Source organism: Methylocapsa aurea (genome assembly GCF_000746085.1).
Taxonomy (GTDB): Bacteria; Pseudomonadota; Alphaproteobacteria; order Rhizobiales; family Beijerinckiaceae; genus Methylocapsa; species Methylocapsa aurea.
This window is the reverse complement of sequence record NZ_JQKO01000017.1, coordinates 1-20180: the sequence shown is the minus strand read 5'-3', so window position 1 is coordinate 20180 and position 20180 is coordinate 1. Positions and strand designations below refer to the sequence as shown.

Annotated in this window: 18 protein-coding genes; 5 read left to right on the top strand and 13 right to left on the bottom strand. The window is 61.5% G+C overall.

The annotated features are described in order from the left end of the window. Positions 1-306: 306 nt before the first annotated feature. Together DL86_RS12480 and DL86_RS12475 are read left to right on the top strand one after the other, a co-directional pair. Positions 307-1182 (top strand): 3-hydroxybutyryl-CoA dehydrogenase, encoded by an 876-nt coding sequence (locus tag DL86_RS12480; protein ID WP_036261935.1) that lies wholly within the window; start codon positions 307-309, stop codon positions 1180-1182. A 160-nt stretch (positions 1183-1342) separates the two neighbouring features. After that, positions 1343-1912, top strand: coding sequence for an HNH endonuclease (locus DL86_RS12475; protein ID WP_084572899.1), 570 nt, complete (start codon positions 1343-1345; stop codon positions 1910-1912). Between the two features lie 26 nt (positions 1913-1938). Here the strand turns inward: DL86_RS12475 and argE are convergent, their stop codons facing one another. From argE to DL86_RS12460, 3 genes are all read right to left on the bottom strand, one after another. Continuing rightward, positions 1939-3117, bottom strand: coding sequence for an acetylornithine deacetylase (gene argE, locus DL86_RS12470; protein WP_036261933.1), 1179 nt, complete (start codon positions 3115-3117; stop codon positions 1939-1941). Between the two features lie 59 nt (positions 3118-3176). Beyond that, entirely contained in the window at positions 3177-3569 is a 393-nt protein-coding gene (gene apaG, locus DL86_RS12465) for a Co2+/Mg2+ efflux protein ApaG (protein WP_036261932.1), read from the bottom strand. A 122-nt stretch (positions 3570-3691) separates the two neighbouring features. Continuing rightward, complete coding sequence (locus DL86_RS12460; protein ID WP_036261931.1) at positions 3692-4918, bottom strand: O-succinylhomoserine sulfhydrylase; 1227 nt, start codon at positions 4916-4918, stop codon at positions 3692-3694. Between the two features lie 152 nt (positions 4919-5070). On the opposite strand from DL86_RS12460, the gene DL86_RS12455 reads away from it, so the two are divergent. Continuing rightward, on the top strand, positions 5071-6225 hold the full coding sequence (locus DL86_RS12455; protein WP_036262045.1) for a 2'-deoxycytidine 5'-triphosphate deaminase: 1155 nt from the start codon (positions 5071-5073) through the stop codon (positions 6223-6225). A gap of 16 nt (positions 6226-6241) precedes the next feature. Here the strand turns inward: DL86_RS12455 and draG are convergent, their stop codons facing one another. Then, entirely contained in the window at positions 6242-7141 is a 900-nt protein-coding gene (draG, locus tag DL86_RS12450) for an ADP-ribosyl-[dinitrogen reductase] hydrolase (protein WP_036261929.1), read from the bottom strand. 44 nt (positions 7142-7185) lie between these two features. Next, entirely contained in the window at positions 7186-8004 is an 819-nt protein-coding gene (locus DL86_RS12445; protein ID WP_036261927.1) for an NAD(+)--dinitrogen-reductase ADP-D-ribosyltransferase, read from the bottom strand. Between the two features lie 233 nt (positions 8005-8237). Between DL86_RS12445 and DL86_RS19885 the strand changes: the two genes are divergently transcribed. After that, complete coding sequence (locus tag DL86_RS19885; RefSeq protein ID WP_156964627.1) at positions 8238-8597, top strand: hypothetical protein; 360 nt, start codon at positions 8238-8240, stop codon at positions 8595-8597. Positions 8598-8721: 124 nt separating this feature from the next. On the opposite strand, the gene DL86_RS12435 is transcribed toward DL86_RS19885, so the two are convergent. Beyond that, positions 8722-9609: an alpha/beta hydrolase gene (locus DL86_RS12435; protein ID WP_036261925.1), complete on the bottom strand. Its 888-nt coding sequence runs from the start codon at positions 9607-9609 to the stop codon at positions 8722-8724. 277 nt (positions 9610-9886) lie between these two features. Between DL86_RS12435 and DL86_RS19880 the strand changes: the two genes are divergently transcribed. After that, positions 9887-10222: a hypothetical protein gene (locus tag DL86_RS19880; protein ID WP_036262043.1), complete on the top strand. Its 336-nt coding sequence runs from the start codon at positions 9887-9889 to the stop codon at positions 10220-10222. 39 nt (positions 10223-10261) lie between these two features. On the opposite strand, the gene DL86_RS12425 is transcribed toward DL86_RS19880, so the two are convergent. The 7 genes from DL86_RS12425 to DL86_RS12395 all read right to left on the bottom strand — a co-directional run. Next, complete coding sequence (locus tag DL86_RS12425) at positions 10262-13435, bottom strand: efflux RND transporter permease subunit (RefSeq protein WP_036261923.1); 3174 nt, start codon at positions 13433-13435, stop codon at positions 10262-10264. After that, positions 13432-14769 carry an efflux RND transporter periplasmic adaptor subunit gene (locus tag DL86_RS12420; RefSeq protein ID WP_245276360.1) on the bottom strand — a complete coding sequence of 446 codons (1338 nt, stop codon included), beginning with the start codon at positions 14767-14769 and terminating at the stop codon, positions 13432-13434. The genes DL86_RS12425 and DL86_RS12420 overlap by 4 nt, the downstream gene beginning before the upstream one ends. Positions 14770-14795: 26 nt before the next feature. Next, the gene (locus DL86_RS12415; protein ID WP_084572893.1) at positions 14796-16511 is read right to left on the bottom strand and encodes an efflux transporter outer membrane subunit; all 1716 of its coding nucleotides are present in this window, start codon (positions 16509-16511) and stop codon (positions 14796-14798) included. Between the two features lie 190 nt (positions 16512-16701). Continuing rightward, complete coding sequence (locus DL86_RS12410; protein WP_051953327.1) at positions 16702-17283, bottom strand: rhodanese-like domain-containing protein; 582 nt, start codon at positions 17281-17283, stop codon at positions 16702-16704. A 1-nt stretch (position 17284) separates the two neighbouring features. Then, positions 17285-18052 carry a quinoprotein dehydrogenase-associated SoxYZ-like carrier gene (locus DL86_RS12405; protein WP_051953324.1) on the bottom strand — a complete coding sequence of 256 codons (768 nt, stop codon included), beginning with the start codon at positions 18050-18052 and terminating at the stop codon, positions 17285-17287. 64 nt (positions 18053-18116) lie between these two features. After that, positions 18117-19067, bottom strand: a complete 951-nt coding sequence (locus tag DL86_RS12400; protein WP_036262039.1) for a quinoprotein relay system zinc metallohydrolase 2 — start codon at positions 19065-19067, stop codon at positions 18117-18119. A gap of 230 nt (positions 19068-19297) precedes the next feature. Next, a partial coding sequence (locus DL86_RS12395) for a malate synthase (protein WP_036261919.1) occupies positions 19298-20180 on the bottom strand: 883 nt, incomplete at its 5' end.

The window sequence follows — 20180 nt, the reverse complement described above, 5'->3', positions numbered from 1 at the left end:
CCCTTTGAATCTAAGCAATTCCTTTTCGATCAGATGATCCCGTCCGATCGGCAAGCGCTCTAGACAACCGCCCGAAGCATGCTCAATTTATGCGACGTGGAGCGCAATGAGCGGCGTTGGAGCTAAGGCAGGACCGGAGATGTTCTCGACGCGAGTGGAAATCTTGTGTTGATTGGTCTAGAAGTCGGGCCGGACGTTTCAAGCGCTCACGCCCCGTTGGGCATCTATCGAACGCCGATCGAAAGCCACGTCGCGCTTCGGGGCTCCGGGACCTGTCGCGCATGATTTCCGTTATGGACGAGTAAAATGGACATCAATAAAATTGGGGTGATCGGCGCCGGACAAATGGGCACTGGAATCGCTCAGGTCTGTGCGCTTGCCGGCATCGAGGTCGCCCTCAATGATATTTCCGAGGAGCGAATCAATGCCGGCCTCGCGGCCATCGCGTCGAACATCGGGCGCCAGGTCGAACGCCAGCAGGTCGTCCCGTCGGAGCGCGACGCTGCCTTGGGCCGCATCAAAGCGGCGGTCGACTTCGATGCCTTCGCCAACTGCGATCTCGTTATCGAAGCGGCCTCCGAAAACGAGGAGCTGAAGCGCAAGATTTTCTCCAAGCTCTGCGCTTCGTTGAAGCCCGAAACCATGCTGGCGTCGAATACGTCGTCGATTTCGATCACCCGGCTCGCCTCGGTGACCGATCGGCCGGAGCGGTTCATCGGCATTCATTTCATGAATCCCGTGCCGCGCATGCAGCTCGTCGAAGTGATCCGCGGCATCGCCACAGAAAACACGACTTTTGAGGCGGCCAAGGCGCTGATCTGCCGGCTCGGCAAGACCTTCACCGTCTCGGAGGATTTCCCCGCCTTCATCGTCAATCGCATTCTCCTGCCAATGATCAACGAGGCGATCTATACGCTCTATGAAGGCGTCGGGTCGGTGGAGGCGATCGACACCGCGATGCGGCTTGGCGCGAATCATCCGATGGGACCGCTGCAACTCGCCGACTTCATCGGCCTCGACACCGTGCTTTCGGTCATGCAAGTCCTCCACGAAGGACTGGCTGATTCGAAATATCGCCCCTGCCCCCTGCTTGTGAAATATGTCGAAGCGGGCTGGCTCGGGCGCAAAACGCAGCGCGGATTTTACGATTATCGCAGCGGAACGCCGATTCCGACACGGTGATCGGCAATCGGCCGCCTGCGTCAATCTGGCCTTCACATCGCTGTCATCAAGCCTGTAGACTGTGACGTCAATTCGATTCGTCCTCCGGTCGGAGATGAATCGAATTGACGGATGAGCGCGCAGCCGCTAATGCGAAGGCGTTGCAGGCGAGGTGCCGGATTTGACGGTTCACTTCCAACCCACTGTCTCGCCGGAGGCATGTCCGGCGCTGGTGCTCAATGCCGACTTCAGGCCCTTGAGCTACTATCCTTTGTCCCTTTGGTCATGGCAGGATGCGATCAAGGCGGTGTTTCTCGACCGCGTCAATATCGTGTCCAATTACGATAAGACGGTGCGAAGTCCGAGCTTCGAGATGGCCCTGCCCTCGGTGGTTTCGCTCAAGAACTACGTCAAACCGTCCCGCCATCCTGCCTTCACAAGATTCAACGTCTTCCTCCGCGATCGTTTCAGCTGCCAATATTGCAATTCCCGTCAGGATCTGACCTTCGATCATGTGATCCCCCGCTCGAAAGGGGGAATGACGACCTGGGAAAATGTCGTCGCCGCCTGCTCCACCTGCAATCTGCGCAAGAGCGACCAGCTTCCAAGCGAAGCCCGCATGTGGCCGGCGCACAAGCCCTACCAGCCCACCGTCAACGATCTGCACCAGAACGGCCGGCTGTTTCCTCCAAATTACCTGCACGAAAGCTGGATGGATTATCTCTACTGGGATTCCGTCCTGGAGCCGTGAGCCCGTGCGCAGCGGTCAGGCAGGTCTCAGCTCAGCTCCGCCGCAAGCCTGCGCATGAAGGCGATCCCCGCCTCGATTTGCGCGATCTCGATATATTCGTCGGGCTGATGCGCCTGATCGATCGAGCCTGGGCCGCAAACCACGGTCGGCACTTCGGCCAGTTGGAACTGGCCCGCCTCCGAGGCGAAAGGCACCGTGATCGTGCGATTGGAGTGCGCGAGCTTTAAGGCCAAGGTCTCAGCTGGAGAGCCAGGTTCCGGCCGCAACCCGGGCACTTCGACTTCCGTCAGGGTCTCGATAAAGGCGTCCTTGGCGTAGCGGGTGAGCTTTGGCGCAACGACCCGCGCCGCGTACTCCTCGAAATGTCTCAAGGCGAGGTCTTGCGGGACGCCGGGCAAAGCGCGAAACTCCCAGTGGAAGACGCATTGCTTGGCGAGGATATTGCGCGCTGTCCCGCCGTGGATCGTGCCAACCTGGATCGTGGAAAAGGGCGGATCGAACCGCCCGGAGGGATCGCCCTGTTCTACCAGCGCAGCGGCGAAACGATAAAGCTCGGTCACGAGATCGCAGGCCGCCTCGATCGCATTCGCCCCAAGATTGGGTTTGGAGGAATGCGCCTCATGGCCATGCACAGTGGTGCGATAGGTCGCGACGCTCTTATGCGCGTCCGCCACCTGCATCAAGGTAGGCTCGCCGACGAGCACCGCGCCGGGGCGAGGCAGCTCGACGCCAAAGCGCGCGATCGCATCGAGCGGACCAAGACAGGTGGTTTCCTCATCATAGCTTAAGAGAATGTGGATCGGGCGCGACAGGCGGGCTTTCTGGAATTCGGGGATCATCGCGAGGCAGATCGCGTCAAATCCCTTCATGTCGCAGGCGCCGCGGCCGTATACGCGATGCTCCGTGCGCCGCAATGTGAATGGATCGCTAGTCCAGGCCTGTCCCTCCACCGGGACGACATCGGTATGCCCGGATAGGACCACGCCGCCATCGACCTTTGGACCAATGGTGGCGAAAAGCGCCGCCTTGTCGCCGGCGCTATTGGGAATTTTTACATAGTCGACGCCTAAACCGCTTAGATAGGCCTCGACGGCGGCGACCAGATCCAGATTGGATTTAGAGCTCTCGGTATCAAAGGAAATCAGCCGTTCAAGCAGGTCGAGCGTCGCGACGAGACCGGGCTCTGGACCATTGGCGGACGACATCGGCAACCGGCTCCCTCATCCGCAGGCGAAAATACAGTCGCCCGAAATGCGTCCAATGGTCAGTTGAGCACGCGCCGGACGTAAGGCGAATCCAGCGAAAAGACCGGGATTTCGGCCTCAAAGACATCGCCGTTTTCGTTCACCATGCGATAGGATCCCGTCATGATGCCGGAGGGCGTCGTCAAATTCGAGCCGGACGTGTAGCGAAAGGTCTCCCCAGGCTTCAAAATCGGCTGTTCGCCAACGACGCCCGCCCCCTGCACTTCCTCAAGCTTGCCATTGGCGTCGGTGATTTTCCAATGCCGCGCCGTGAGTTGCACGGTCATATTGCTCTGATTGGCGATTTCCACCGTATAGGCCCAGAAAAAGGTCGCCTCGTCGGCGTCAGAGCGCTCCGGGACGAATTCCGGCAGAACGGTAATTTGGATATCATGCGTGACGGCGCTGTACATGGTCTTGATCTAACATGAAAAGAGCCGGAAAAGCCCGGCATGCGCATTATTTTTAGCACAGCCTCGCTCAGGAGGAAAATAGCCTGACGGGCTAGCGCGGCCTTCATAGAGCAAAGCAAGAACTATTCCGCCGCGAGCCCATGCTGGTCGAGAGCCGCGAGCGCGGCCCCCAAATCGTCGATGAGATCGTCGGCGTCCTCCAGTCCGACCGAAAGGCGCAGAAGCCCGTCGTTCACCCCAAGCGCGGCCCTCGCCTCGGGCGTCAGCCTCTGATGCGTCGTCGTCGCCGGATGCGTGATCAGGCTTTTGGCGTCGCCCAGATTGTTGGAAATTTTGATGATCGACAATTGGTTCGCGAAAGCGAAGGCCGCCGCCTTGCCGCCGGCGAACTCGAAGCTGACGAGCGTTCCGCCGCCGCGCATTTGCCGTTTGACCAGGTCGGCCTGGGGATGGTCCGAACGGCCAGGATAGCGGACCAGGCGAATATGTTGGCAGCCGCTCAGAAAATCCGCGATGCGCTCCGCGCTTTGCATCTGCTGCCTGACCCGCAAGGGCAAGGTTTCGAGCGATTTCAAAAGAACCCAGGCGTTGAAGGGCGAGAGCACCGGCCCGGTCTGGCGCAAAAAGGCATGAATATGCGTGTCAATGAGCTCCTGGCTGGCGAGGATCACGCCGCCGAGACAGCGGCCATGCCCGTCAATGTGCTTCGTCGCGGAATAGACGACGCAGTCGGCTCCGAGCGCCAACGGCTTCTGGAGAATTGGCGTGGCGAAAACATTGTCGACCACGAGAAGCGAGCCATTGTCATGCGCGATCGCCGCGATCGCCGCAATATCATAGACCTCGAGACAAGGGTTGGTCGGGCTTTCGAGAAACAGAACCTTGGTCTCCGGCCGCATCGCCGCGCGCCATTGGGACAGATCCGCGCCATCGACCAAGGTCGAGGAGACGCCGAAACGCGGCAGCAAGTCCTCCACCACATAGAGGCACGCCCCGAACAAGGCGCGCGCGGCGACGACATGATCGCCGGCCTTGACCAGCGACATTAACGAGGCCGTGACCGCCGCCATGCCGCTCGCCGTCGCCCGCGCCGCCTCGGCCCCCTCGAACAGAGCCATGCGCTCCTCGAACATCACGACGGTCGGATTGGAATAGCGCGAATAGACATAGCCCGGTTCGTCGCCCTTAAAGCGCGCCTCGGCCCGCTCCATCGATTCGTAAACGAAGCCCTGGGTGAGGAAGATCGCCTCCGAGGTTTCGCCGAACTGCGAGCGTTGCGTGCCGCCATGGACGAGCTGCGTCGCCGGACGCAAGGTCCTGGGATCAGGCTTTTGCCCCGGAATTTTCATCTGCTCTCCTCGGCGCGGGGGGATTCCTTGGTTGCTTACCCGCCTATTTCTTATATCTCAAGCGACAAACGCGGCATTGCACCCTAAGCTTATTGCCGCTGCTCCACTCCGACTCCCGCAATTTTTTGCCTTAGTATTCGATGCGGCTTTCCATGCACTCGCTTTTCCCCAAATTGGACCAGGACGACTTCGGGACCCAGTTCGGCCTGCTGTCGCGCCAAAAGATCGAGCTGATGGTCCGCCGGGGGATGATCGCCAGCCCCGAAATCGAGGAAGCTCAGTTCCAGCCGGCGAGCCTCGACCTTCGCTTGGGCGCCCGCGCCTATCGGGTTCGGGCGAGCTTCCTGCCGGGCAAGGAGCGCAAGGTGTCGGATCAGCTTCCCGCCCTCGAGACCGACGCTATCAGCCTCGACGGCCACAAAGGCGCAGTCTTGGAGCGCGGCTGCGTCTATGTGATTCCTCTGCTCGAGCACTTGAAATTACCAGACAGCATTTCCGCCGTGGCGAACCCGAAAAGCTCAACCGGGCGGCTCGATATTTTCACCCGCCTCATCACCGATAACGCCGAAGTGTTCGACCGCGTCGCCCGCGCCTATGAAGGGCCGCTCTATGCCGAGGTCTCGCCGCGCAGCTTCAGCGTCCGGGTTCGCAAGGGCGCGAAACTCAACCAGATCCGGTTCCGGCGGCTGAATTCGCAGCAGCTCGAGCGGACCGATTTCGGCATCGAGGACAAGGACCTCCGCGACCATCATCAAAAAATGCCGCTCGTCGATGGCGATTTGAACCTCCGCAACGGGCTGGTGCTGCGCGTGGCCTTGAGCGCGCAATCGGTCGGCGAGGTGATTGGCTACCGGGCGCAAAAACACGCCGACATCATCGATATCGACCGGGTCGGCGAATATCGCATCGACGATTATTGGGATCTCGTCCGGGCCCGCGAGGACAACAAGCTAATCCTCGATCCAGGCGAATTCTATATTCTCGCCTCGCATGAAAGATTGCACATTCCTCCCGATCTCGCCGCCGAAATGGTTCCGATCGACCCCGCGATGGGCGAGTTCCGGGTCCATTACGCCGGCTTTTTCGATCCAGGTTTTGGCGCGGCGCTGGATAAGCGCCCAGGCGCGCGCGCGGTTCTCGAAGTCCGCAGCCACGAGGTGCCTTTCATCCTGGAGGATGGCCAGGTGATCGGCCGGCTCGTCTACGAGAAAATGGCCGAGCCGCCGCAGGTCCTTTATGGCGAGAGCGATGTTTCGAATTACCAGGGTCAGGGACTGAAGCTGTCGAAGCATTTCAAGATGATTTAGCCCGGCGCCCGGCGCCTCACGCCGCTCTACCCTCATTGCGCGCCGAGAGCGCAAGCAATTGCGGAACCTGCAGACGGATTTCGGCGGCGACCTTACGGTCGAGCCGCGCCAGCCAGTCCTTCGGAATGGCCGAGAGCCCATAGGTCGCGCCAGCCAGCATCCCAACCAATGCGCCCGTCGTGTCGGCGTCGCCGCCCTGGTTGACCGTTTCAATCAGGCATTCGCCGAAGGACTGGGTCCGAAAATAAAAATGCAGCACCGTCTGCATCGTCTCGACGACATAGGCCGAACATTTGCCCCTGTAGACATCGAACTCCGCCTCGGGGTGAGCGCTCGCGAGCGCGGCGGACCGCTCCCGTGCGGCTTCCTTGCCTCGCCCGCGCAGAAGCGCCTGCGTCATATGAACCAGAGTGAGCGCAACATCGTCAGACAGTGGATGATGATGGGTGATATGGCACTGAGCCAAGGTCCAGGCCTTCGCATTTTCCGCATGGCCGAGAGTCGCCAAGGCCACCGGCAGGACGCGCATGGCGGCGCCATTGCCGGCGTCGGCCTCTCGGGCGGGTCCCGCCAATGTGCCTTGCGTGATGTAACGGCGAATGCCCCGGCGGCACGTATTGCCAACATCGACCGGCCCCGCTTTCAGCCATCCTGCGAATTCTTCGCATATGTCCTTGCAATCGAGGCCGCCGCGCCGCGCCAGCGAGCGGCCAAGGGCGAGGGATAGCTCCGTATCGTCCGTGACCTGTCCCGGCGCGAGGCGGAGCCAGCCGCCGCCGATGATTTTTTGATGTCGGCCATGTTTGGCGAGGATTTCCTCGCGGGTGAGAAACTCGACCGTGGCGCCCAGCGCGTCGCCGACCGCAAAGCCTAGAAAGGCGGCGAGCGCCCGGTCTTGAAGAGCGGGATCCTTCAGAGCAAGGCCTTGCGGAGATTCAACGATCTTGGCCTCCCGCGCGCTCAGAGATGGCTTGCATCGACGCGATAATTTCCGCCAATGACCAGATATTCGGCCTCGCCGTTCAGCGCATGCATCGACAGCAGCGTGTTGAAAAACACCAGCTTTTGCAGCGGCACGCGGGCGGTGAGGATAATATCGCCGAAACAGCAGGCCACTTCGCGATCGGCGGAAAATGAAGCGAGATTATTGAGCCGCATCACGACCGTCTTCTTGTCGAACCGCTCCAGGATCTGGTGCTCGTCGAAGGAATTGATGCCGCGATAGAGCGTGACATGGGTTTGGCCTGGCGCAACCAGCGTCGCCAACGCCCATTGGCAGAATTCGTAAACGAGGTCGAGTTGGGCGTAGATTGCATTGTTATGGAAACGGCTCGACATTTTCTCTTCGACGTAAGTCGTCCAGAAGCCGCTTGAAATGCGCTTGATCGGGCCCTTGTGATAGGTCGGGAATATGCCGAAGCGGCTCTCGACCCAGCCTTTGAGCACCGCCCCTTCCGGGCCATTGCTGTCATATCCCCAGCCTTTGATCAGGCGCAGAAAAGACGAGCGGTAACGCCGCCGTCCCGCAGCGCTTCGACCGCCCTCCTCGCGCTGTTCCGGATCGAGGCCGAAGATCGCCGTCATATAGCAGATGAAAGCCTCCTCCGCCTCCAGCACATCGGAGGCCTGGCTCAGCATTTCAAACAGATTTGCGTTCATCTCGCGCGCCGCCGCGATATGCACCGGCATTGGCTGCTCATTGAAATCGCAACTCGCGAGGAATTCAGTGGGCAAACCCACGAGATTCGTCGAATGGCCGACCGCGCCTCCCTTGTTCATTTCCCGTTCCGGACCTGCTCCCGCTCTTTTGCGCGATAGATAACGCCGATCATGCGACTAACCCAAGCATCATTTCTGGAAAACGCCGCCCTGATTGCAGGAGAAAGTGACGCAGGCCCGTGGGCTTTTGACCAAGATTAGCTTGGCATGCCTATGCAAGCTTGCTGGAAGATCCCGAAACCGGGCGCTAAGCGGCGCAGGATTGGCGACCGCGTCGCGCGGCGGACCCATCATTGGATTTCTTCCCGGACCATCCAAATGCAAACGCGCCCATGTCGCGCAACCGGATGGACGGCGTCGGCATCCGTCGCCGGCGAGATGCGCCACCGGACGCCTTGGGCCTCGATGATGGCTTCGCCATTGTCGCGAACCTCGAGAACATTGCCTTGAAAATGCGTTCGGCGCGATACGACTTCAAAGTTCAGCACGTCATATTTGGTCAATTGCGGCGGCGGCTCTTCATTGGTTTCCAGGGCTTCAAAGAGATCGAGCTCCAGACCTTTGGAGATTTTGGTCGCGGTAAAAAACACATCCCATTTGCGCATCATTCGGCCTCAAAGGAATTGGAATTCGACTTCTCGTCGGTGCCATGATTTCAATCGAATCCAGCAAGCGCAAGAAATGCGCCAGCAAGATCGCCGCCCAGTCCCGGAGCAGCGATGGCGTCCAGTCCTTAGCGCAAGCAGGCGCAAGGATCTTGGCCCGGCATTCCCGGCGCTAAAGGTTCAAAAATCTGCCGCGGATAAAGGCGCCGGCCGATTGGAGCGCCGCCCGCCCCTCCTCGAGTTCGGCGGCCCAAAGAGGCCACGCATGGATCATATGCGGCCAGATCTCGAGCGTCACGGAGACATCGGCGGCGCCCGCGCGCCCGGCGATCCGCACCGCGTCATCGAGCAATGTCTCGGCCGAGCCCACCTGCACCAGCATGGGCGGGAGGCCAGTAAGGTCGGCGTGAAGCGGCGAGACCAGCGGATTGGCCGGATCGCCGCCGCCAAGATAGGCCGTGGCCAGTTCCTCCAGATAGCGCTTCGAGATTAAGGGATCGACTGCCGCCTTGGCGGCCAGGCTGGCGCCGGTCATTTCGAGATCGACCCAAGGCGAAATCAGCCATGCGCAGGCGGGCAAAGGATGGCCCGCATCGCGCAAGCTGGTCAGCAGGGCCAGGCAAAGGCCGCCTCCGGCGCTATCGCCGCCCAATGCTATATGCTGGGGGGCGAAGCCTTGCCCGATGAGAAATGCGTAGGCGGCGCGCGCGTCATCGAGCGCGGCCGGGAACGGACATTCCGGGGCCAGCCGATATCCCACCGCCAGCGTGCGGGCGCCCGCCGCGCGCCCCGCCTCCACGACCAAGCCGCGATGGCTGGCGATCGAACCCGAACAATAGCCCCCACCGTGGAAGTAAATCACGACGCGCGATGGATCGCCGCCAGGCGCCAGCGACCACTCTATTGGAACGCCGGCGAGGCTCCCCTCCTCCAGCGCGACATCGGGCGCGATCGGATGCGCGCCGATTTCGTCCATGCGCTTGCGCCGCTCCGCGAAGCCCCTGGGCCTTGGCTTCGAACGCAGCATTTCGCGGACAGCTTCAATCCCCGACTTGGACATGCGATCCCACTTCAAATTGATGAGACTACCGATGAAGAAATGTCTTAAAGCACATTTTTTACTTTAAGGCCTGTAGTTGGAAAAGTTGATCGACCCCTTTGAAGCCACGCTGGCTCAGCCCCAACGGACCGGCAATCGCCGAACGCTCCTAAAAGCGCACGGCCGGCGCGGGAAAGAGTTCTTGCGGGCCCTACCGGCAATAGCGCGCCGCGCGCCAATGTGGCACGATGAGCTGGAATGGACCCCATTCGCGCAATCCCACCCGTGGAGCACAACCATGAACTGCAGAGGCCTTGCCGCCTTGATCCTCGGAGCCACTCTTGGGCTCACCCTTGCTTCGGCGCAGGCAGGTCCTTGCACGCAGGAGATCGCGCAGTTCGAAGCGGCCGTTCGCGCCTCGAAATCGACGCCCGGCGCCGGGCCGGGAGCGCCTCAATCCATCGGCGCGCAACTCGAACATCAACCGACGCCTCAATCCGTGAAAGAAGCTGAAGCGCGGGCCCAGACTGGGTTCGAGGCGGTGCTGGCGCGGGCCAAAGCGCTCGATGCCGAAGGCAATCGAGACGCTTGCATGAAGGCCCTCTCCGACGCGAAGCTGATCTACTTTCAATGACCGCCGCGATCCGTCCAGATCGCAGGAGAGATGCTCGACTCAGGGGCTGGCGTTCGCCTCCGCTGGATCTTTCTTGGCCGAATTGTTCTTGGCTCCTTTGCCCTCCTGCAGCTTCTGCAGCAACGCAAAAAATGAGGGCACGAAAAGCACCGCCAGGCATGTCGACGCGATCATCCCGCTGAACACGCTGATGCCGAGCGAGCGGCGCGCATTGGCTCCGGCTCCGGTGGCGACGACCAGCGGCACAACGCCAAGAATAAAGGCGAAGGAGGTCATTAAAATCGGCCGGAACCGCGTGCGCGCCGCCTCCACCGCCGCCTCGAGGATCGGCAAGCCATCGACGATTCGGCGCTCACGCGCCACCTCGACGATCAGAATGCCGTTCTTGGCCGACAGAGCGATCAGCAGCATCAAGCCGATCTGCGTGTAGAGATTGTTGGCGACGCCAAGGCTGGTCAGCGCAATCGCCGGCCCCAACAGCGCCAGCGGCACCGCCGAAAGCACGGCAAGCGGCAGGATCCAGCTTTCATATTGTCCGGCGAGGCATAGATAGACCAGCAAGATCGACAGGGCGAATACGTAGAGAAGCTGATTTCCCACCACCTTCTGCTGATAAGACATTCCGCTCCATTCATAAGCGACGTCGCTTGGCAGCGTCTCTTGCGCAATTCGCTCCATGGTCGCCATCGACTCTCCTGAACTGAATCCCGGCGCCGGGCCGCCAACAATCGTCGAGGATGGAAACAGGTTGTAGAGCGTGATCAGCGGAGGCGCCACCACCGGCCCTATTTGCGCAATCGCGCTGACCGGAACCATCTCCTGATTCTTATTGCGCACATAAAGGTCGAGCAGGTCCTCGGGGTGCAGGCGGAACTGGGAGTCGGCCTGCACATAGACCTGGTACGACTGACCGAACTTGTTGAACTGATTGACGTAAGTCGAGCCCAGATAGGCCGTCAGGGTCGAGAACACGTCGCCGACCGAGACTTTCAGCGTTTCCGCCCTGTCGCGATCGACCGTGACCGCAACATGAGGCGCTGAGGGACGGAACGTTGTGAGGACATGTTGCAAGTGCGGCTCGGCGTCGGCCGTCTTGACCATTTGCTGGGTGAGTTCGTTCAACTTCCGATAGTTGAAGCTTCCGCCAAGCAATTCGGCCTGCATATCAAAGCCGCCCGCGTTGCCGATGCCCTGGATCGGCGGCGGAACCAACACCACGGCCTTGCCGTCCGGCAACGAGCCGAGGGCGCCCTGAAGGCGCTCCAGGATCGATCTGAGGTCCTCGCCCTCGGCCTTCTCCCGCAGGCTCCAGTCCTTGAAGATCACATATTCCACGCCGCCATTGGCCAGCGTGGCGCTATTGTCGAGCACCGATTGACCGGCGATCGCAATCGCATTTTCGACCCCCGGAGTCTCGCGGGCCACTTTGGTCACAAGATCCAACGCCGCCGTGGTTCTCTCCAGCGAGGCGCCATCCGGCAATTGGACCGCGATCATGGCGTAGCCCTGGTCCTCATTGGGGATGAAGGCTGTCGGCAGGCGGGCCATGCCCCATAGGCCGAGCCCCGCGAGAACGAAAGCGATCAGAACCATCCAACCGCTTCGCCGCACCATGCGGCCGACCAGCGCCGCATAGGCATTTTCAAGTCGATCATAGACAGTGTTGAAGGCCCGATAGAAAAAATTGCGCTGATCGAGCGGGACCGGCTCGCGCAGCCAAAGCGCGCATTGGGTCGGCTTGAGGGTCGCCGCGTTGATCGCGCTGATCAGGGCCGTCGCCGCGATCACAAGCGCGAACTGCGCGAACATCTTTCCGGTCAGGCCAGGCACGAAAGCCGCCGGCAGAAACACCGACATGAGCACCAATGTAATGCCGATGATCGGCCCGAACAATTCGTTCATCGCCTTGATTGCGGCGTCATGGCCGGACATGCCTTTTTCGATATATTTCGACACGCCTTCGACGATGACGATCGCATCGTCGACCACGATGCCGATCGCCAGCACGATCCCGAACAAGGTGGAGAGGTTGATGGTGAAGCCAAGCGCCGCCATCCCGGCGAAAGCCCCGATGATGGTGACCGGAACCGTCGTCGCCGGCACCAGCATGGCGCGAAAATTCTGCAGGAAGACCAGGATCACGATCAGGACCAGCACGCCGGCTTCGTACAAGGTCGCATAGACGTCCGAAATAGACGCCTTGACGAAGACCGTGGTGTCGAAAGGGATCGAGTAGGATAGGCCTTGCGGAAAGCGGCGGGCGAGTTGCGTCATCTTCGCCTCGACCTCCTTCGCGACCGTCAGCGAATTGGCCTCGGGCGTTTGATAGATGGCGATGCCCGCGCCCGCCTTCCCGTTCAGTTTGAAATCCCGCGTATAGGTCTGCGCGCCAAGTTCGATTCGCCCGATGTCCTTCAGCCGAACGAGGCGTCCTCCCTGCGCGGTCTGATCCTTGATGATGATCTCGCCGAATTGCGCAGGGTCGGTCATTCGAGACTGGATATCCACCGTATATTGGAATTCCTGGCCCTTTGGCGCCGGCGGCATGCCGATCTGTCCGGCCGCCACCTCCTGACTTTGCTGCCGAATGACGGTGATCACATCCTTCGGCTCCAGGCCGAACGAATAGAGCTTCTGCGGATCCATCCAGATCCGCATCGCGTAATTGCCGGCGCCGATCACGTTGACGCTGCCAACGCCTGGCAGACGCGCCAGCTCATTGACCAAATTGATAGTCGCGTAATTGCTCATGTAAAGGCCGTCGTAGCGGCCCGTTGGCGACTCGAGAGTCACGATCTGGAGGATAGCAGTGTTTTTCTTTTGAATGGTGACGCCCTGCGCCTGCACCGCCTGGGGCAACGAGGCGAGCGCGATCGCGACGCGGTTCTGGACCAGAACCTGATCCATGTCCGGATCGGTGCCGATGTCGAAGGTCACCGTCAAGGTGTAGGTGCCATCGGCCGCGCTGGTCGACTCCATATAGAGCATGTGGTCGACGCCATTGACCTGCAGCTCGATCGGAAGGGCGACCGTGTCTATGACCGTCTGCGGGCTGGCGCCGGGATAGCTCGTGGTGACCTGCACCGTTGGCGGCACCACGTTCGGATATTCGGAAACCGGCAGCGCATAGAGGGCGACCGCGCCGATCAGCACCAGGACGATCGCCAGCACATTCGCCAGCACCGGATGCTCAATGAAGAATTTCGAAATCATGGCCGGTCGCTCCCCGCAGCTGCGCCATCGGGCGCCGCGTCGGTCGTCAATAGTTTAGGCTTCACCTTGACGCCCGGCGAGGCGCGCCACAACTCGCCGATGACGACGCGCTCGTCAGGCGCGAGGCCGGACTCAATCACTCTCAACGCGCCAACGAGCTCCCCGATCTGCACATAGCGCTGCTCGACGACATCGTCCTTGTTCAGGACCAGCAAATAACGGCCGCCCTGGTCTTCCCCCAAGGCGCGGTTCGGAACCAGCAGCGCATTGTCCGCCACGCGGCCCTTCGGCAGGCGCATACGGACGAAGAAACCCGGCAGCAGCGCGCGATCCGCGTTCGGCAGGATTCCGCGCACCAGCAGCGTTCCGGTCGAAGGATCGATTCCCGGCGCCACATATTCAATCGTTCCGTGGTAGGGAAAGCTGGTCCCGTTCTCAAGCCCGACGTCGATCGGGATCCTGACGAGATCTGGAAGCGCGAGCCGGCGCTGATTGATGTTGGCGCGGATCTGCAACACTTGCTGCTCGCTCAATGTGGCGACCACGTAGATCGGACTGAGCTGGAGGATTTCGGCCAGCGCGGTCGGTTGGCCGGGACCGCCGACGACATTCCAAGGATCAACCAGATGCTTGCCCATCAGGCCGTCAAACGGGGCTCTGACTTCCGTATAATCCAGATTCAACTTGGCGATCTCGATCTGCGCCTGCGCCCCGATAATCCCAGCCTCCGCCTTCTTCTGCTCGTAATTCCAGTGGTCAACCTCGGTCTGAGTCGCGGCGTCCTTCCGGAGCAGCGCGGTGTAGCGGGCGACCTCGGTCTTGGCGTAAAAAAGCGCCGCCTGCTGCGCCATAAGCTGCGCCTGCGCCTGTTGCAATTGAGCCTTGTACTGATCTTGCTGGATCGTGAAGAGAAGATCGCCCTTCTTGACGAGTGCGCCATCGGCGAAATGCAGCTTCTCCAGATAGCCCTCAATGCGGGCTATGAGCTTGACCGTGTTCGTGGAAGCGGCGTTGCCGGTGACCTCGACATAATCGGTCACCGTCTGGACCTTGGGTCGCACCACTGGGATCGTCGGCGGCGGGGCGGCGGATGTCGCCTGCGGCGGCGGGTCTGGATGAGGCTGCGCTTCCTCGGTCTGAGGCTGCTTGGTTTCGGCTGCAGGTTGCCTGGCGAACAACGCATCCCACCAGGACGCCGCCTGGCTTTCACCCGCCCAGCAACCGCCGACCGTCGACATTACAACCGCCAAGACCAGGGCGCGGTTTGGCGTCCGGCGCGCGGCCTTTTTCGCAAAACGCCGCAGGCGCGCTGTTTCAATCGATCTCGACCCCATGGCGGAACGCCCTTTTGCTGGAAAACTCACCATTCCGGCGCCCGGACCGTTGGCCCTTCATCCTCGGGGCCCGGCAAGCCCGGCGCCGGCGGTTGCGGCGCTCCCGCAGGCGGCAAGACCTCGCCCCAGTCGGTCCGCGCCCGCATTTCGGCGTTGACCGCCGGCGGCACGAAATCATTGCCCTCGCGGATCTGCCAGCCGCCGCCCAGCGCCCGGTAGACGGAAGTCAACCCGAGGGGAATGTTGCCCTCGGCGAGGGCCAGATTGTTTTCCGCCTGATAGAGATTTTGCTCGGCAAGCAGCACCGCGGTGAAATCGCGCGTCCCCTGCTGATATTGGAGGAGCGAGATGCTTACCGCGCCCTTCGCCGCACTGACGCTGTAGCGCAGATATCCAGCCTGGACCCGCGACTGCAGATAGGCCGAAATGCCATTCTCCACATCCTGCTGCGCTTTCAACACGGCGTTCTGATAATCGACCAGATATTGCTGCAGCGTTGCGTCCTGCAAACGCACATTGTTGGTGATCTGGCCATAATTGAGGATGTTCCACTGGAACGTTGGGCCAAAGGAGTAGGCAAGTGCGGCCGGAGTGAAGAGCTGGCCAAGCGTATTGCCATTGAGCGTGCTCGCAGAACCGCCGAGCCGGCCGGTCAGGCTGATCGCCGGATAAAGCTCCGCCGCGGCGACGCCGATTTGGGCGCTCTGCGCCGCGGCCCGCAATTCGGCGGCGCGCACGTCCGGTCGACGGCGCAGCAGGTCCGTCGGAATGCCGACGAAGACTTTGCCTGGCGCAACCGGTATTTTTCCAGTCGATCCTGCGAGAAGAAAGCCCAAGGGCTGCGGGCTCATCCCGAGGAGAACGCGCAGGGCGTTCTGTCCCTGCTGCAATTGGATCGTCAATTGCGGGATCGTCGCCTCGGTCGCGCCAAGGACATTTTCCGCCTGGTAAACATCGAGCTTGGTGGCGGCGCCGCCCTTGAACCTGTCGCGCGCGATCGCCAAGGCCTGCCTCTGCCTGTGGACATTGGCGCGGGCGATGGCGATCTGCTTTTCGATCGTGCGAATGCCGATATAGGTCTTCGCGACGTCGCCAAGAAGCGCGACGAGGACCTCGTCATAGGTCGCGATGGAGGCAAGATAGGCGGCGTCCGCCGATTCGACGCCGCGACGGAATTTGCCCCAGAAATCCAGTTCCCAAGTGGCGCGCGCCGCCAACGTCGACTGCCAGAAATTCGTTAGCGATGCTTGCGGGCTCGCGGCGGCGTCGGCATGGCTCGGCCGATTATATGTCGTCGCGCCCGTTCCCTGTTGTGTTTGCGGATAGAACTCGCCGATGGCGATTCCCAATTGCGCGCGGGCTTCCAGCACACGGGTTCCGGCGCTCAACAGGGTGAGGTTTTGATCGTAGGCGATCTCGATCAGCCGATTGAGGATCGGGTCGCGGAAGACCTTCCACCAATCTCGATATTCCTGGCGATCGGCCTGAATCGATTTGCTGCCGGATTCGAGCCATTGCTCGGCGATCGGAGCCGATGGCCGCGCGAAATCCGGGCCGACCGCACAACCCGCCGCCGGCAACAACACGCCAGCAATCAGCGCGAGACGAGCTACCCAATGGCCGCGGGGATTGCCGTCAATCTCAAGCCGGGCGGAGCCGAATCGCGCTGGATCGCGGGGCGCGCAACGGCCGGATGAGCCGCGTCCGCCAGGCGCAGAGCCCCCACCGACCTCGTCAAACATCGGCCGTCCTTTATCACTATCGCTTGGGATGAGTTTGAAGCGCTTGCAACGTTCGGGACCGATGGGGAGCCGAACGGTAATAACGCTACCATGCCGGCTTCAGCCTGACTGTGTTCGATCCGCAACGCCGTGCGGGATTCGATCAGGGCTCCACAGCGGCGCGCGCGATCACGCCTTTCGTCCTGGCGTCTCAGCGCTCCGCCTGATCGGGGCCTTCGGGCTGCGCCGCGACAAGTGGATGACCGGCCTCCTGCCAGCCTTCGACCCCGTCGGGATACCAATAGACATTTCGATAGCCGAAGCCGATCGCGCGCTTGGCCGCGTTCCAGCTGCCCCAGCATCTCGGATGGCAATAAAAGGCTATCGGGCGCTCCAAATCGCCGCCGGTCAGCGCCATCAGCCGGTCGCGAAAGAAGCCGTTCATAGCGTCGTCGAGGTCGCCAGCTCCGGCGCCTGGAATCCAGACGCTCCCCTTGATGTTTCGATGCGCCAAGGGCTTCCAGATCGCGGTGGCGGCGAGATTGGCGGGACGTCGCGGGGAGCTGTCGACATCGACCAAGATGATCCCGCCGCGAGCCGTGATTTCCGCCAGCGCTTCGGTATGAATCACTTCGCCGCCGGAGAGCGTTGGCGGCGTCTCGCCTTGCATGGCGCCGGTCCAAAAGCCTTGCGGTTCAGGCGCCTGCGCCAATGCCAACGCAGCGAAAACGCAGAGCGGCAGGCATTGCAACACGCCGGCAAGACCCATCGAAAGACGGCGCGCGGCGGCCATCTCAGCTTCCCTGTTCGGCAAGATCAAATATATGCTTGAAAACGCCATTCGCGCTGTCCGCGGCGTCGACCGCCAGCTTGCCCTTCCTCGGTCCCTTGACGCGAAATGCAATGGCGGGATCCGTCGCCAGGGAAATGTCGCTTTCGAGGTGAAACGCTTTTTCGCCGTTATAGGCGACATCAATGCTTTTCAGGAACCTTGCGGGCGTATAGCCGCGCGTGATCGGATCCATTTGCATGCCATTGAAGTTCGGGTGGCGAATCAGGAGCTGCGCTTCAAATCCCTCCGTGGGGGCTGGACCGCCAACGGGGCGCAGCTTCATTTGCCCCATGTCCGCCAGATTTGCCTCATCGTAATCGCCGGCTGGCGCGGAGCAGCCTCCAGCCGCCTTGACGAGGCGAACGCTCTCGTAAAGCTCGCCCTGCAAAGTCTCTTCGATCGCGCGCATGTTGGTATATTGGTTCACTCGAACCCGAAGCTTCAGGCTTTCCGGATCTCCCGCCGGTCCATAGGTGACATGAGCCGCGACCGGCGCCGGATTGTCATCGATCACGAGATAGAGCGCCTTCACATTTTTCGGGTTCTGGACGGTGATTGCAACCGGGACCAATGCCGCGTCGAGCGCGCGCTCCGGCGCTTCCAGCGCGATCTTGCCGGCGCCGTCGCGCACCGGCCTGTCGCCGAAAAGAGTTTGCCGCAAATCCTTCCAACGCTCCGCCCGCGCAGTCTCGTCGTCCTGCGCCGCCGCCGCGGCTGCGAAGAGGAGCATGCATGCAAGAGCCCATCCCAATTGCAGTCCCTTCATGTCCATCTCCAACGATTTGCGCCTCGCATCACTGCCACTCCAGCTCCCTATAAGCCTCGGTGACATTGCGGCCGTTGTACTCATCAAAAAGCAGCCACTTGTCGCGTTCGGAGCTGGCGACCGTCCGAACTGCGGCCTCGATGCCGACGCTATCAGCGACCGCCTGCCGGGTCTCACGCTCCAACGTGGTCAAGTAACGTTCGATGTCCGTCGACCCCGCCGGCCAGTCGATTGAAACTGGACCATGACCGGGAACCGCGCGCGCCGCGCCACGCTGCTTCAACGCAGCGAGTTCTTTGAGCCAACCCCGCAAGCCGCCATCGAGCGAGGGCGCCCGGCGGACGAAGAGCAGATCCGCCGGAAACAACGTCCCGGTCTTCTTGTCAAAAAGGCTCAAGTCGCATGTCGTATGGGCCGGGCCATGCGCCCTAGCCTCGATGAGGCGATCGCCAAGATCAATTTCGGTTTTGTCGCTCACCAGCATCGTCGGCGCAACGACTGGTCCGGCCCGCTCCGATCCCAGCATAGTCGCAAGGACGCTGCGGTAATATTCGCCGCGCTGAAGCAGCGCCTGAGCAAGGCGGGCGTGGCCGACAAAAACAGGATTGTCTTGCCGGAATGCGCCGGCGCCGAAAATATGGTCTGGATGGACATGGCTCATGACGACAAATCTGATCGGCAGATTCGTCTTTTGTCTTATCGTCGCGCGCAGGTTTTCGCCGTCCGTCAAACTGCCGCCGGGATCGGCGACGAGCACGCCATCGCGGCCAATGATGAAGCCGATATTGGCGATGGCGTCTCGGTTCGCCAGCGATGCATCTTCATCGACGCCGCGACGAATATGGATGCCTTCGGCGATTTCCTCGCTCGCGAAAGGGCCAGGGCTGGCCTCGCCCCGTCTGATCGCGCCCGGCAAGCAGCACAGGCAAAATCCCCCGAGCAAAAGGCGGCGTCTCGTGGCGGAGGCCAGATCGGTCATGGCCGCGCGCGCCAAAGAGAGCGGCGGCGGCGTGGAGGGGATGCGACCCGCCCGAGCATCGAGACCGCCTTGCGCAAGACCGACCTCCCAAACCCCACGCGAAGAGATCGCCGTTTTTGCGGCCTGTTCATCGTCGATTTCTTGACGCGAACTCTATCCATTTCGCATGAAAATGCACTATTCGGCTCGGCGATGCGTGTCAAATAGGTCGCCCTGCTCAAAAGGGCGCCTCAATCGGCGCCGCCGAAAGACTCGCCCTTCTCGAGCCGCGTTGCGACCCCCTTCAGACCTTCAAAGCGGTTCGACCCCCCTTGTAGATACGCCGCCTTGGCCTGGCGGCGTTTTTGGTGGAGGATTTCTTCGGTGTAGCCGTTTTTCTGGTCGCGGCCTTTGAAGATCAGATCCTGGGCGGCGAGGAAGGCCGGCCCGTCGAAGTTCGGCGCCATCGGCCGGTAGGCCGGATCGCCGGCGTTCTGCCGATCGACCACCGCCGCCATATGCTTCAGCCGCTCCAGCACCTGCGCCGCGCCGACCACCCCGTGATGCAGCCAATTGGCGATGTGCTGGCTCGAAATCCGCAAGGTCGCCCGATCCTCCATCAGGCCGACGTCATGAATGTCGGGCACTTTCGAACAGCCGATCCCCTGATCGACCCAGCGCACCACATAGCCCAAAATGCCCTGGCAATTATTGTCGAGCTCCTCCTCGACGTCTTCCGGCGCGAAATTGGTCCGGCTGACCGGAAGGGAGAGCAGGTCGGCAAGGCGCGCCGGGGCGCGCTTGCGCAGCTCCGCCTGCCGGGCGGCGACGTCGACCTTGTGATAATGCACCGCATGCAGCGTCGCCGCCGTCGGCGAGGGCACCCAGGCGGTGCTGGCGCCGGCCAGCGGATGGGCGATTTTTTGCGCCAGCATGTCGGCCATCAGGTCCGGAGCGGCCCACATCCCCTTGCCGATCTGCGCCCGCCCCGGCAAGCCGCAGGCGAGGCCCACATCGACATTCGCATTCTCGTAAGCCGCGATCCACGGCGTCGATTTCATCTCGTTCTTGCGGATCATCGGACCCGCCTCCATCGAGGTGTGGATCTCGTCGCCGGTGCGGTCGAGGAAGCCG